The organism is Phenylobacterium sp., from assembly GCF_030693625.1.
Lineage (GTDB): Bacteria > Pseudomonadota > Alphaproteobacteria > Caulobacterales > Caulobacteraceae > Phenylobacterium > Phenylobacterium ferrooxidans.
The window spans coordinates 171,912-185,574 of record NZ_JAUYAF010000065.1; the positions used below are offsets into that span (position 1 = coordinate 171,912).

The 13,663-nt window shown below is 68.2% G+C and carries 14 protein-coding genes; 9 read left to right on the plus strand and 5 right to left on the minus strand.

The annotated features are described in order from the left end of the window. Positions 1–284: 284 nt before the first annotated feature. The 4 genes from Q8N10_RS14865 (at position 285) to Q8N10_RS14880 (ending at position 3,825) form a co-directional block, all read left to right on the plus strand. Positions 285–2,186 carry a methyl-accepting chemotaxis protein gene (locus Q8N10_RS14865; RefSeq protein ID WP_304775633.1) on the plus strand — a complete coding sequence of 634 codons (1,902 nt, stop codon included), beginning with the start codon at positions 285–287 and terminating at the stop codon, positions 2,184–2,186. 54 nt (positions 2,187–2,240) lie between these two features. Beyond that, positions 2,241–2,792: a hypothetical protein gene (locus Q8N10_RS14870; protein WP_304775631.1), complete on the plus strand. Its 552-nt coding sequence runs from the start codon at positions 2,241–2,243 to the stop codon at positions 2,790–2,792. A 135-nt stretch (positions 2,793–2,927) separates the two neighbouring features. Continuing rightward, positions 2,928–3,353 (plus strand): hypothetical protein, encoded by a 426-nt coding sequence (locus tag Q8N10_RS14875; protein WP_304775629.1) that lies wholly within the window; start codon positions 2,928–2,930, stop codon positions 3,351–3,353. Between the two features lie 37 nt (positions 3,354–3,390). Continuing rightward, entirely contained in the window at positions 3,391–3,825 is a 435-nt protein-coding gene (locus Q8N10_RS14880) for a hypothetical protein (RefSeq protein WP_304775627.1), read from the plus strand. Here Q8N10_RS14880 and Q8N10_RS14885 read toward each other — a convergent pair. Both Q8N10_RS14885 and Q8N10_RS14890 read right to left on the minus strand, forming a co-directional pair. Further along, entirely contained in the window at positions 3,822–4,448 is a 627-nt protein-coding gene (locus Q8N10_RS14885) for a class I SAM-dependent methyltransferase (RefSeq protein ID WP_304775626.1), read from the minus strand. The two genes, Q8N10_RS14880 and Q8N10_RS14885, sit on opposite strands and share 4 nt — an antisense overlap. 2 nt (positions 4,449–4,450) lie before the next feature. Then, positions 4,451–4,969 (minus strand): histidine phosphatase family protein, encoded by a 519-nt coding sequence (locus Q8N10_RS14890; RefSeq protein WP_304775625.1) that lies wholly within the window; start codon positions 4,967–4,969, stop codon positions 4,451–4,453. A 250-nt stretch (positions 4,970–5,219) separates the two neighbouring features. Between Q8N10_RS14890 and coaD the strand changes: the two genes are divergently transcribed. Beyond that, the gene (gene coaD / locus Q8N10_RS14895) at positions 5,220–5,768 is read left to right on the plus strand and encodes a pantetheine-phosphate adenylyltransferase (RefSeq protein WP_304775623.1); all 549 of its coding nucleotides are present in this window, start codon (positions 5,220–5,222) and stop codon (positions 5,766–5,768) included. Between the two features lie 11 nt (positions 5,769–5,779). Further along, positions 5,780–6,250 carry an HtaA domain-containing protein gene (locus tag Q8N10_RS14900; RefSeq protein WP_304775621.1) on the plus strand — a complete coding sequence of 157 codons (471 nt, stop codon included), beginning with the start codon at positions 5,780–5,782 and terminating at the stop codon, positions 6,248–6,250. A 441-nt stretch (positions 6,251–6,691) separates the two neighbouring features. Here the strand turns inward: Q8N10_RS14900 and Q8N10_RS14905 are convergent, their stop codons facing one another. Beyond that, complete coding sequence (locus tag Q8N10_RS14905; RefSeq protein WP_304775618.1) at positions 6,692–8,029, minus strand: L,D-transpeptidase family protein; 1,338 nt, start codon at positions 8,027–8,029, stop codon at positions 6,692–6,694. Positions 8,030–8,088: 59 nt separating this feature from the next. Beyond that, positions 8,089–8,415, minus strand: coding sequence for a hypothetical protein (locus Q8N10_RS14910; RefSeq protein ID WP_304775616.1), 327 nt, complete (start codon positions 8,413–8,415; stop codon positions 8,089–8,091). 231 nt (positions 8,416–8,646) lie between these two features. Here Q8N10_RS14910 and Q8N10_RS14915 point away from each other — a divergent pair, with 231 nt between their 5' ends. The 3 genes from Q8N10_RS14915 (at position 8,647) to Q8N10_RS14925 (ending at position 12,478) form a co-directional block, all read left to right on the plus strand. Continuing rightward, positions 8,647–9,663 (plus strand): IS110 family transposase, encoded by a 1,017-nt coding sequence (locus Q8N10_RS14915; RefSeq protein ID WP_304775614.1) that lies wholly within the window; start codon positions 8,647–8,649, stop codon positions 9,661–9,663. Between the two features lie 261 nt (positions 9,664–9,924). After that, complete coding sequence (locus tag Q8N10_RS14920; RefSeq protein ID WP_304775612.1) at positions 9,925–10,554, plus strand: tetratricopeptide repeat protein; 630 nt, start codon at positions 9,925–9,927, stop codon at positions 10,552–10,554. Between the two features lies 1 nt (position 10,555). Next, complete coding sequence (locus Q8N10_RS14925; protein ID WP_304775609.1) at positions 10,556–12,478, plus strand: tetratricopeptide repeat protein; 1,923 nt, start codon at positions 10,556–10,558, stop codon at positions 12,476–12,478. Positions 12,479–12,500: 22 nt separating this feature from the next. On the opposite strand, the gene Q8N10_RS14930 is transcribed toward Q8N10_RS14925, so the two are convergent. Further along, on the minus strand, positions 12,501–13,661 hold the full coding sequence (locus tag Q8N10_RS14930) for an IS30 family transposase (RefSeq protein WP_305663949.1): 1,161 nt from the start codon (positions 13,659–13,661) through the stop codon (positions 12,501–12,503). Positions 13,662–13,663 lie beyond the last annotated feature (2 nt).

Here is a 13,663-nt window from a genome sequence, read left to right on the forward strand (position 1 = left end):
TGGCGCCGACCATGAGAGATCAGGGTTAATCGTCGCTTACGCGCGCCACACGTCCAGGGTTGTTGTGGGCCGGCGCGACGCACGCCAGCATCTTCGACACCCAGGCCTTGGACGTGATCCTGATGGTCATGCAGATGCCGGTCATGGACGCCGGTTCCCGCAAGGCCTGTGGCCCGCTGTCGCAGGCGACCCTGCGTCAACCGCTGGTAACCATTCGCTCAAGTGGGCCGGGGTAGATGCGAGATCGCCGGCGCCGCGACGCCGGCCCCAAGGCGGACCCGGACATGTCATTCAACAACCTCAAGATTTCCCGCAAGCTCACCGCGGGCTTCGCCGCCGTCACCGTGACCATGGCCGGCATGGGCGCGGCGACCTTCCTGTCCTTCCAGTCCCTGGAGACCGCGCGGGCCGAGACCGACGAGAGCCGCCAGACCATCCAGACCCTGAACGAGGCCAAGTTCTTCCTGGCCCGCCAGGAGAACAGCTATCGCGGCTTCCTCCTCTCGGCGAACCCCTACTATGTCGAGCGCATCGCCAAGCACCGGGCCAACTTCAAGGCGCGCCTAGCCGCCGCCGCCCCCCTGCTCGCCGACACGCCCAAGGACCTGGAAACCCTCACCGCCATCGGCGCGGCCGCTGACCGCTGGCATAGCGAGATCGCGCAGGCCGGCCAGGTGCTGGCCGCCGACCCCGCCACCCGCCAGCAGGCGGTCGATATGATCTCCCCCGACGGCGCCGCCGACGGCCTGATCGCCCCGGCCGAGGACGGCATTGAGGCGATCTTCGACAGTGAGACCAAGCGCCTCGCCGGCCTCGCCGCCCGCCAGACCGCCATCACCCGCAGCGCCTATCTCACCCTGGCCGCCGGCCTGTTCCTGGGCCTGCTGATCGCCGTGGCCGTCGGCCTGTGGCTGACCCGCGCCATCGCCCGGCCCGTCACCGCCATGACTCGGGCCATGCGCCTGCTGGCCGGCGGCGATTTCACCGTCGACATCCCCGCCCAGGGCCGCCGCGACGAGGTCGGCCTGATGGCCGAGGCCGTGGCGGTCTTCAAGGACGCGGGCATCGAGAAGCTGCGCCTGGAGGGCATGAGCGCCGAACAGCGCCGGGCCACCGAGGAGGAGCGCGCCCGCACCGAAGCGGCCAAGGCCCGCGCCGGCGCCGAACAGGCCCTCGTCGTGGCCTCCCTGGCCAGCGGCCTGGAGCATCTCAGCCGCGGCGACCTCACCCATCGCGTCGCCGAGGCCTTCCCCGAGGACTACGCCAAGCTGAAGGGCGACTTCAACGCCGCCATGGGGCAGCTGCAGGACGCCATGACCATCGTGGTGGGCAATGTCCGCGGCATCCGCAACGGCTCGGGCGAGATCACCGCCGCCACCGACCACCTGTCGCGCCGCACCGAGCAACAGGCTGCCAGCCTGGAAGAGACCGCCGCGGCCCTGGAGCAGATCACCTCCACCGTCCAGCGCTCCGCCAAGGGCGCCATCGCCTGCGCCCAGGTGGTCCAGGCCGCCCGCGGCGACGCCCAGACCAGCGGCGACGTCGTGCGCCAGGCCGTCGAGGCCATGAGCGCCATCGAGGGCTCGGCCCGCGAGATCAGCGCCATCATCGGGGTGATCGACGAGATCGCGTTCCAGACCAACCTGCTGGCCCTCAACGCCGGGGTCGAGGCCGCCCGCGCCGGCGAGTCCGGCAAGGGCTTCGCCGTCGTGGCCTCCGAGGTCCGGGCGCTGGCCCAGCGCTCCGCCGACGCCGCCAAGGAGATCAAGGCCCTGATCGGCGCCTCCTCGCGCCAGGTGGAGACCGGCGTGAAGCTGGTGGGCCAGACCGGCGAGAGCCTGCAGCGGATCATCGAGAAGGTGGCCGACATCGACAGCCTGATCACCGAGATCGCGGCCGGCGCCCAGGAACAGGCCACGGGTCTCGCCGAGGTCAGCACGGCGGTGAACCAGATGGACCAGCTCACCCAGCAGAACGCCGCCATGGTGGAGGAAAGCACCGCCGCCAGCCACGCCCTGCGCAACGAGGCCGATGTCCTGGCCGGCTCGATCAGCCGCTTCCAGACCGGCGCGGCCCTCGAGGCCGAACGTCCCCGCGTCGCCCGCCCCGTCGCCGCCCTGAAGACCGTCAGTCGCGCCGGCGGCGCCGTCCGCAAGCCGCAGGCGCAGGGCTGGGAAGAGTTCTGACGAGACGCCGGTGGGGCGCGGGCGCTAGGTTGGCGCCTCCCAAAGGTGGTCCCCATGCGTCTCCTCTTCGCCCTGATCCTCGCCTTGTGCGCCGCGCCCCTGACGGTCCAGGCCCAGACCCCCGCCGACGCCTTTTTCGCGTCCCTGAGCCGTCTCTGCGGCCAGACCTTCTCAGGCGTGGTGGTGGAGGGTGACCCCACCGCCGACGCCGCCATGCGCCAGGCCAGGCTCACCATGACCGTCGCCACCTGCGCCGCCGATGAGATCCGCATCCCCTTCCAGGTCGGAGAGGACCGCTCCCGCACCTGGGTCGTCACCCGCCTGCCCGGGGGCCGCCTGCGGCTCAAGCACGACCATCGCCATGCCGACGGGTCGGAGGACGAGGTTTCGCAATATGGCGGCGACACAAACGGGCCGGGCGCGCCCGACCTGCAGCGCTTCCCCGCCGACGCCTATTCCATCGCCATGTTCACCCGCACCGGCCGGGCGGTCTCCAACACCAACGTCTGGTCCCTGGGCCTGACGCCGGAGGTTTTCACCTACGAGCTGGCCCGCCCCGGCCGCCTGTTCCGCGTGGCCTTCGATCTTGCGAGGCCCGCGCCCTGAGCACGTGCGGGTCGGCCCCCGGGGCCGAAGGCGGCGTGCGAAACCTCGCAGGCGGTCAAAAATGGACAGGTGCGACGCTACCGCAGCGGGTGTAATGGTATCGCTAACCTTAGCCGTGCCAGGGAGTCCGCTCCGATGCCACCCGATCAGCGCGTCCGTTTCATCTCCTATCTGAACCCCAACCTCGCCCTGGGTCGCGACGGCGCCAGGGCGGTGATCCGCAATCTGAACGAATCGGGTCTGGTCTGGATTCGTCGCGACCGCGGCCCCGGCGCCTTCAGCCTCCTGCATGAGACCGACAATTACGGGCTGTTCTGGAGCGGCAAGGGCGATCCCCTGGGCCTCTGCCCCTTCAACCCCGACGACCGGGAGCACTACTGCACGGCCGACCTGCTGGGCGCCGGCCGCTGGCCCTGGTTCGCGCTCAACAACCACGACCACAGCCACGTGGCCGACGTCGATCACAGCGGCACGACCTCTGGGACCAACGTGATCGCCTGGACCTGGTACTCCACCGCCCAGCCTGAGGATAACCAGGTCTGGCGCATGGAGACCCTCTGACCCGTCCGGCAATCCCCACGCTTTTCAGGAGGCCCAGATGGCCGACTATCGCTGCCGCATCGTCCCCTATGTCACCACAAGCAAGTATCTCAGCGTCACCAACGAATACTTCGGCACCTACAAGCCGTGCCTGCGGAGCATCGACCAGGGGCCCGGCACGGTCTGGATTCGGCGGGACCGCGGCCCGGGCGCCTTCCACCTCATCCACGAAGGCACCAATCACATCCTGCATTGGATGGGGGGAACCGCCATCGGCCTGCTGCATCCTGACCGCTATCAATATGACAAGGACGACGACGCCCTGGTGTTCACCGGCGACCTGCTGGACCCGGCGCCCTGGTTCGCCCTCAACAACAACCGCCACGACAAGGTGGTCGACGTGGACCACGGGCGCACCGACGAGAACACCCCGGTGATCGGCTTTCCCTGGAACGGCGGCGACAATCAGAAATGGCGGATGGAAGACGCCTAGATCGCCGTCCGCCCCAGGACGACGGTCAGGGGATCGCCGCCCCGTCCGTCCTTCAGCCGGTGGATCTCGACGCCCGTGAACCCGGCCTCTTCCAGATAGAGCTCGATCAGCCGGGCATGGCCCTGGGGACCGAGGTCCCGCCACACCGCCACGGCCTTGGTGGGGAAGCAGCGGTTGGAATAGCTCACCACCAGCGGCGCGCCGGGACGCAGGGTCCGGACCACCTGCGCCAGCACGTCCACGGGCTGCTGCAGGTACTGAATCCCCACGCAGATCATCGCGGCGTCCAGGCTTTTGTCCGCCAGGTCCAGGCGCGGGTCGCGGTTCAGGTCCTGCACGAACCACCGCGTCAGCCGCGGATTGGCGGCCAGCTCCTCGGGGTTCATCCCGTGCCCGATCACCTCGCCATAGGCGACCTCGGGGGGCAGGTGGCTGACCCAGCTGCTCATCAGGTCCAGCACCGCCCCGCCCGCCGGCAGCACCTGGCGATAGAACCCGGTCAGGGCCGCGATGGCGGCCTCATCGATGTGGGTCTTCAGCCGGGCCTGCGCATAGAACGCGGCGTCGTCCCCTTCATCCTCCCTGGCGAAGGCGTCGGGGGGCAGTTGGGACAGGGGGCTCATGCTCAGCAGGCCTCGGTCGGCGCGCCATAGCGCGTGTGGATGGCCCGCGTCGCCGGGCCGCCCAGCTCCAGCACCGTCATCTTGTCGTACTCGCAATCGGTGGGCGCCACCGGGGCGGGATCTCCGAGCGCCCGGGCGATCTCAGCCACCGTATTGCTGTGGCCGACGATCAGCACGGTGTCGCCGGGGCCGGCCGTGCGCGCCTCGTCCGCCAGGCGCTGGGCGTGAGCAGCATCCCCGCCTTCGAAGCCGATCGCCGCAACCGTCCAGCCGGCGGCGTCGGCGGTCGGGGCGGCGGTCTGGCCAGTCCGCCGGAGCGGTGTCGCCAGCACCATCCTCACCCTCGCCCCCGACAACGCCTTTGCCAGAGCAAGCGCGCGGGCCTTGCCGGCGGGCGAGAGGTCCACGTCGCCGGTCGGGGCGACCTTCTCCGCGTGGCGGACGATGACCACCGTCTGAGCCTGGACCGGGAGGGCGACGAGGGCGGCCGCCAGGGCCGCGCTGAGCAGGCGCTGAATCATTCCGTGACCATAGCATTGCGGCGGAGAGCCCCCCTCACCCTACCCTCTCCCCCAGGGGGGAGAGGAGAGTTCAACGGCAGGCCTCCAGCCATCCCCTCCTCTCCCCCTATGCGGGGGAGAGGGTAGGGTGAGGGGGCCGTCGGACCGCTAGGTCTATCCCACCCAGAAAATCCTCCGCGCGCCGGGGCTTGCGCATCGGCTCCGCATCGCGGAACTCTTCGCGCCCCAGCGAGGCATTCAAGGTTCCCACATGCGTAAGTCCGGCCCCACCAAGGCGCTCTATGCGGGGTCGTTCGATCCGGTCACCCGGGGCCACCTGGACATCATCGGCAAGGCGCTCTCGACCTTCGACGCCGTCCACGTCGCCATCGGCACGAATGTCAGGAAGGGACGCACCTTCGGCGTCCAGGAAAGCCGGCAGCTGATCGTCGACTCGGTCACCGAGCTGTGGCCCCAGGCCGCCGGTTCCGCCGACAGCCTGTTCGACGGCGCCCTGGAGGTCGGCGACTACGCCAACCGCAGCCTGATCGGCTACGCCCACGAGATCGGCGCCACCCACATCGTGCGCGGCCTGCGCGAGGCCAGCGACTTCAACGACGAGTTTAACCTGCACGGCGTGGCCGGCCGCATCGACCCCCGGGTGCTGATGGTCCACTTCATCTGCGAGTCCCAGTTCCTGCACGTCTCCTCCAGCACCGCCAAGGAACTGGCCTTCGTGGGCGAGGGCATCGGCTGGCTGGTCATGCCCTGCGTCGAGGCCGCCTTCGCCGCCCGCCGCGGCCCGTCCGGGATCGATTGAGGAGAGCCCCCATGCAAACCATCAAAACCCTCAGCTGGGGCGTGAGGCAGAGCTTCCGGGCCTATGTCGAAGGCGCCGGCGGCAAGGCCCAGACCAGCGAAGGCGCCCAGACCGCCGCCGACGGCGGCTTCGTCTTCCCAGCCGGCCCCGACAGCACGCTTGCCATCGACGAGGCCGGCAAGCTGACCGGACGCGGGACCTTCACCGGCATCGTCCACTTCGAGGCCCACGGCGGCATGCTCAAGGTCTGGATGGTCGATCCCATCCTGGAGATCACCGAGGCCGGCGCCGTCCTCACCGTCGCCGACCACCCCACCCGCACCTACCGCCTGGAAGCCGCCAGGCTGGACCTCGCGGCCCTGGCGACGGAGGCCGACGAGACCACCCTCCCCGCCGCCCTGCTGATGTTCGGCAGCCAATGGCTGGGCGGCAACTACCCGGCCGGCACGGCGCTCGATCCGGTGCGGTTGGGGGTGGGATAGGGGCGAGGCGACGTCTGCGTCACCCTCGGGCGGGCGTTCACTGGAACTTTGATGGCGACCCGAAGGGGGGCCCGCGAGACCGCGACCCAGGGGCCGGAAAGGGCTCCTAGCCGAAGTTCCTAAGGTCCGCTTCGGGGCGTCTCGTGGCAGATGTCGATGTCGCGCTCGAACAGAAGGTCCTCGACGTTGCGCAGCGACAGCGGCTAGCGGACGTACATCATGACCACCAGGCGGATCACCTCCGGCGAGCTGTCAAAGTAGCGAAAGGGGTTGGTCGATTCGGCCATACCCCCCCGGCTAACGAGCGCCGGTTAGCGCTCCCTGAACTTTCGGCTGACATAGCCCGCCCACCTAAACCCTACCCCTTACTGGCCGGTGCATTCGGGCTGACAATGCCGGGGTAGGGCCTTTCGCTCGCTCGCAGTTTACGTGACAGGACCCTTATGTGAGCTTCAACCCACTAGCTTCGTCGTCCGACGCGCCGAGCAATAAAGGGTCGCGGCCATAGATATCCACACGCCGATCAACCCCAGCCGGCGTTGCCCGCACGGTTAGGTAGATCAGATATACCGGGATCGGCTTGGTCAGGCTGAGGATCGTCTCTGGGTCTCCCGGGGCCATGAGATCAAGTTCCCCGCCCACTAGCCAGTTGGCGAGGCGGGCGGCGTCGGCGACGCGAACGCAACCGGCGCTTCCTGCACGATAGTTGGCGTTGAACAGGCCTTTCATTGGCGTATCGTGAAGGTAGATCCCCTGGTCGTTGGGGAAGATGAACTTTGCCGCGCCCATCATGTTTCTAGGTCCCGGCTGTTGCCGGAGATGAACCTTCTCACGACCAGCACCGACCGCGGCCCAATCGATTGATCCCGGGTCGAGCACCTTAGCCTCGGAACTGAAATCCGACAGCACTTCAAGGCCGCGCCTGGCTAACACCCAGGCCCCGTCGCGGATCACGACAGGGGCGATCCGCGCAGCGGCGAGATCATGCGGCATGTGCCAGTATGGTCGAAGCACCATGTACCGGATCAATCCGGCCATCGTCGGCGTCGGCTGCTTGGGTGCGCCCACCACCACCGGCATGCGATCCACAGGCGCGCCGCCCTCCCACATTTCCAGCACCTGCGCGGCCACGTCGACAATCACGTGCCGACCCTCAGCTGGAGGCAGCGAGCGGGCGCGCTCCAGGTTCGCATAGACAAGCCGCTGAATCGTCACGTTCTGGCTCTTGCGCTGCTGGAGCCCCTCAGCACGCAGCGCCTCGTACACCGGGTGCATGCGGCGAAGGTCTGTTAGTGCGTCTTCCAAATAGGGCGCACGGCTCAACGCGCTCAAGTAGGCGCCCCTGTGGTCGCCCGGCATGGGAAGGTCGGCGTCCACGAACAGCATGGCCGCTGCTTTGTTTGGCCGCCGAAGGTCGTTTGCCCAGGTGGCCGCCGCGCGAGAAAGTCGCAGGTCGAGGCGCGCTAGCGCCATCAAATCCCCTAGGTCGGCCGCCGTTACAGCCGCACTAAGGGCCGTCGCGCCGTAGGAGTGCGGGTTCAGGTTATCATCAACCGCCTCAGATAGTGCCTTCAGCAGGGCGTTAGCCCCGGGCAGAAGCCTTCCGTCAAAGACCCACAGAGGGCGGTAGTCACGGTCGCGGTAGAAGGCGGCAATCTCTGGGTCAATACCGCCCGCCAGCAATATTCGAAGGGCGTACGACACCGGGTCTTGTGAACGTCGCGTCGGTTCAAAGGCGGCGAGACCGACGCCGCCAAATAGAGCGGTCAGGCCAAGCAATAGAGACCGCCGCCTCGGCGAGGCGTGAGGGCCGGAATTTTTCTGGACGATAGGGGGTTTCAGCCGCGTTCGGCGGATCGGACATAGCCGCGAGGGGCGTGGCGACGCGGAATGTGGGGGCGAGCAGCCTCTGGCTGGTAGGACTCGCGGTGCGACGCTTCAATCCCATAGTCGTTGGAGGATCGAGGAGATCCGTACGATTCATAGTCCGAGTCCGAAGCGATCGGGTCGTTCCCATACGGATAGTCCTCGAACGCGTCGACGCGCACCTCAGCCGAGTTCTCGACGTCGCCGGCTTCCGACGAGGACCAGTTTGACGCTTGAGCGACGGCTATGCCGCTAACCAGTACGACTGCTGTCGCAACAGCAATGGTACGCATCTTCATTTGAATTCTCCAGGGTTCAACAGTGAAGGACGAGTCGACAACCCATCCGACAAAGAGAGGTTCCTCAGTTTTTTTTGCCAGTTTAGTCGATTGCCACGCCCAGCGGTTTGGAGGCTTCGTCAGCCAAACTTCAGAGAGCGATGACCGATGACGTGATGGTGTGGACGACCTCCACCCAATCGGGTTCGCTGATGTGTCGTCGATAGGGACGTCACGTCTAGGGAGCGGATCATGCAAGAGGTCGCCGTCGTCGGGCTGGATCTGGCGAAGAACGTCTTTCAAGTACATGGGATCGACGCTGCGGGCGTCGTGGTGGTGCGCAAGCAGCTGCGACGCAGCCAGGTTCTTCCCTTCTTCGAGGGCCTGTCGCCGTGTCTGGTCGGGATCGAGGCTTGTGCTTCGGCCCATCACTGGGGCCGGCAACTGATGGCGATCGGCCACGAGGTGCGGTTGATGCCGCCAGCCTACGTGAAGCCCTATGTGAAGCGGGGCAAGACCGATGCGGCAGATGCGGAGGCGATCGCCGAGGCTGTCACCCGGCCGACTATGCGTTTCGTCGCCGTGAAGACCGAGGCCCAGCAGGCGGTTTTGATGCTCCACAAGACCCGAGATCTCTTGGTCCGCCAGAGGACCATGCTGATCAACGCCCTTCGCGGTCACCTGAGCGAGTTCGGGATCGTCTCCGCGCAGGGCTCCGCGGGCGTTCAAGCGGCGCTACGGTCACTGATCCTGGAGCAGGAACGGTTGCCGGAGCTCGCTCAGGCCGCGCTCCGGGGCCTGGCTGGACAGCTGGAGGCCCTCCGGGCGGAGATCGAGGGGCTGGAACATCGGATCCTCGCCTGGCATCGGCAGGATGCGACCAGCCGGCGGCTCGCCACTATCCCAGGCATCGGGCCGATCACCGCCAGCGCCATGGCTGCCAGTGCGCCCGACCCCGCACTCTTCCGCTCTGGGCGCCAGTTCGCTGCATGGCTCGGGCTCACCCCCAGGGCTCACAGCAGCGGCGGCAAGGAGCGGCAAGCTGGGATCAGCAAGATGGGCGACGGCTATCTACGACGGCTGCTCGTGGTCGGAGCGACGGCTGTGCTCCGCATGGCCCGCCAACGCGGCACTGGGGGGGCCTGGATCCGGGGCTTACTCGATCGCAAAAAGCCGAAGGCCGCCGCCGTGGCGCTGGCCAACAAGACGGCGCGGATCGCCTGGGTGCTGATGGCCCGCCAGGAGGTCTACACGCCCGCGGCAGCTTAGAGATCGGCGGCGGTCACAACCCGGACCGACGCCGTAGACGCCAGAGTGGTGAGACGTGATGACGAACCGGCCGCAGCCGGGGACGGGCGAAACCCAGGGGGTCAGAGCGCTTCGAGCGCGTTGACGTGATTAGGGAGCCGGTCCGCGGACTTCATCAAGGCCAGCAGCCTCGACCGCTGCAGCAACAGGCCGAACACATGACTGCACTCGACCGAGCGCCGAACGTCAACTTCACCCTTGCGTCTTGGAGGTCGTCCACACATGACGCCGTATCCGCTGATCGAGGTGAGTTCGGAAAACTGGCCCGTGACGCTCGCCATCGCACGTGCAGCGCGCGCGCAAGGCGATGCAAGTCCGCGGATACTGGCGCTGGAAGCGTTCTCGCTGGTTCAACTGGGCCAGCCGGAGGCCGCGCAAAAGGTAATTGCGACGACGCCGGTGGACTGCTTCTTCTGCGCACTGACCCGGGCGATGATCTTGTCACGCCAGGGGGATACCGTCGGAGCCGAGCAGGCGTTCCGCTCGATGGACCAGCTCTATCCGGGGCAGATCACCGCACTGCTGTACTGGGGTCGCGAGCGGCTGCGGCGGGGCGACGCCCAGGGTGCGCTTCAGGTGTTCCGTCGCGCGGAGAAGCTCGCGCCCCGCTTCGCCGACCCGGCGGCCTGGTCGGGTGAGGCCCTGCTGGCCTTGGGCGACTACAAGGCCGCCGAGGAAGCCTTTCGCAAGGCGGAGCCGCTCGCCCCCCGATGGGGGCGGCTCCACCTGAAGTGGGGCGAGGCGCTGGCCAAGCTCGGCAAGGCCGGGGATGCCCGGGCGAAGTGGCGTGCGGCCGCGACGATGGATTTGTCACCGGCGGATCGCGCCGCGCTTAAGGCGCATGGGGTCTGAAATGGCGCGCGCACCGAGCGGCACGCCGAGACGGACCCGGGTGAAAGTCGAGCCCGCGCCGACGACCCCCGATCCTATCGAGATCGCCATGGAGGCCGAGGCGGAGGGCCGCTCCCCTGAAGGCGTTGCCTATCGGGTACTGGAAAAGCAGGAGCGGCTGATCGGCTGGCAGATCGCCTCCGAACGCGCCGGGTTCGCGCTGAAGGTGCTGACCGCCCTGGCCGGGCTCGCGATGGCCGTCGCGCTCGGACTGATGGCGTTGCAAGCGAGCCGGGCCGAAGGAGTCGTCATCGAGCCGTTTTCCGTGCCGCCAGAACTCGCCGCGCGCGGCCTCACGGGTCAGGTGCTCGCGGCCCAGCTGCAGGACCGTCTCGCGCGCCTGCAGGCGGCGACCTACTCCGTCCGGCCGGAAGCGTCATATTCCAGCGGCTGGGGCGACGAGATCAGCGTCGAGATCCCGTCGACGGGTGTCTCGCTCGGGGAGCTGCAGCGGTTCCTCAGGGGCTGGCTCGGACGCGAGACGCGTATTGGCGGCGACGCGTACCGGACCGCGGATGGCCGGCTCGCGGTCACCGTTCGCGCCGCCGGCGGGGCCGGCGACGAGGTGACCGGTGCCGAGGCGGAGCTGCCGGCGCTGCTGCAGGGGGCGGCCGAGAAGCTCTACGCCCGCACCCAGCCGTATCGCTACGCCATGTACCTGCAGAACCGCGGGCGCATGGATGAGGCGCGGGGCGTCCTGGGGTGGCTCGCGGACAACGGCACGGGGCGGGAACGGGCCTGGTCGCTCGCCGGGCTGTCGAGGGTGGAGCCGGACAATCGCCGGGCGCTCGCGCGGGCCCGCCTGGCGACCGAGCTCGCCCCGGAGCTCGCCGAGGCGTGGGACGCGCGCAGCCGCGCCGCGTCGCGCATGGGGCTGCAGCCGGAGGAGGTGGCAGGCCTCGAACGGTTCATCGCGCTCCTGAAGACCCGCAATCGCGGCGGCTATTCCGAGCAGGCGACCGCCGCGCGGATGCGGGCTGAAGAGGTGCTGGCCATTCGTCGCGGCGACTACCTCGAAGCCAGGCGGTTTGCCCAGACGACGCGACGCGACGGCGGGAACTCCACGATTCGCGCGCGGGCGCTCACGGCCATGGCGTTCGATTCGGCCATGCTCCATGAGGCGACGCTCGCCAGGCGGTATGTGGCCAGCGCCGCCCTCGAGACGCAGCCGCGGGACATGACACCAGGGCAGTATCGGGCTTCGCTGGAGCGTGTGCTCCAGCAGGCGGCAGCGGGCATCGAGGACTGGCCATTGGCCCAGCGCCATGGCGAGTTGAGCATGGCTGCGCTCCGTGCGGACCCCGGGGCGCTCTCGCCCGAGCAGCTTTCGATCAACGGCGCCTGGCCGATGCAGGTACGCTCCCTGGTCTTTATGGGACGCCTCGACGAGGCCGGCCGGATGGCCAGCGACTTGCCGATGGACTGCATGAATTGCCTGCTCGCGCGGGCCACGGTCGCCGAAGCCGTGGGCGACCGCACGGCCGCGCGGCGCTGGTACGACGCGACCGTGCGCTTCAACCCCAACGACTGGGGCCCGCCGGAGCGCCGCGGGGTGATGCTTCTACGCTTCGGCCGTGATCCTGAAGGGGCGATCGCCGCCTTCCGGCGTGCCGCGGAGTTGAGCCCCTTCTTCGCCGATCCGTTGGAGGGCTGGGGTGAGGCCCTGATGGCCAAGGGCGACTATCGCGCCGCCATCAAGAAGTTCGAGCAGGCCGCCCAGCGGGCCCCCCGGTGGGGCCGGCTTCACCTGCAGTGGGGCATGGCGCTGGCGAAGCTGGGCAAGACCGATGAGGCCCGCGTGAAGTGGCGCGCGGCGGCGACGATGGACCTGTCGGCGGCGGATCGGGCGCAGGTCGCGGCGTTGCTCCAAAAGCGGACCACCTGAGCGTCCGCTACGGGTGGTGGGCTCAACTGATCGCTGCAACACACTCGGCGAAGGTCTCTGCTGGTGTTCGGTAGAGCAAGGTCTTTCTGGGCCGTTCGTTGAGCTGGCGGGCGATGGCGCTGAGCTGGGCTTGGCTGTGCACAGACAGGTCGGTCCCGTGGGGCAGGTACTGGCGCAGAAGGCGGTTGGTGTTTTCGTTGGAGCCGCGCTGCCACGGTGAGCGAGGATCGCAGAAGTAGACCGCGACGTCGGAGGCCACAGCCAGGCGTTTGTGGTCGGCGAGTTCCTTGCCCCGATCCCATGTCAGGGACTGATAGAGTTCGCCGGGCAGCTTCTTCGACTGTTTGATCAGGGCCGTGACGACGCTTTCGGTGTCCTTGTTGGCGACCTTGACCAGCATGACGTAGCGCGAGTGGCGCTCGACCAATGTGGCGACGTAGCTGTTTCGGGAGCCACCGACGAGGTCGCCTTCCCAGTGACCGGGCACGGCGCGATCCTCGACGCAGGCGGGCCTCTCGCTGATAGAGACTGCGTCCTTGATCTGGCCCAGGCCGTTCCGCTTGAGCGTGGCGTGCCGCGAGCGACGGATGGTCCGCCGGGCCCTCAGGTGATCCAGAAGTTCCTTCTTCAGCACGCCTCGGGTCTGGATGAACAGGCTGCGATAGATGGTTTCGTGCGACACCTGATTGTGCGGCTCCCCGGGCCAGGTGCGCCTGAGCCAGCCGGCGATCTGCTCGGGCGACCAGTTCCGCCTCAGCTTGGCCGATACTGTCCGCGCCAGGGCGGGGCGGCAAGCCAGCTTGCACCGCTTGGGACGCAAGGCCCGATCCCAAGCCGCCTGATCGGAGCCAGTCGCGCGATACCGTTCCGACCCGCCGTTACGCACAACCTCGCGGCTGATCGTCGAGGGCGACCGTCCCAGCGTCCGGGCGATCCCACGTAGCGAGCAGCGGGTGCTGAGCCCCCGGGATATCTCCTCGCGCTCGCTCAAACTAAGCGCCCGATCCGCCCGCTTCCGATCTGGCGGACGGATGCCGCCCGTCGGCGACAGCACCGAAAACACCGACGACGACTCCCGATCGAACAGCCGTCCGATCGAACTCATAGACTCGCCGGCCTTCCAGCGATCCCAGATCTCAGCCCGCTGGGCCGCCGAGTAGTAGATCCTCTTTCGCTGCTTCATCG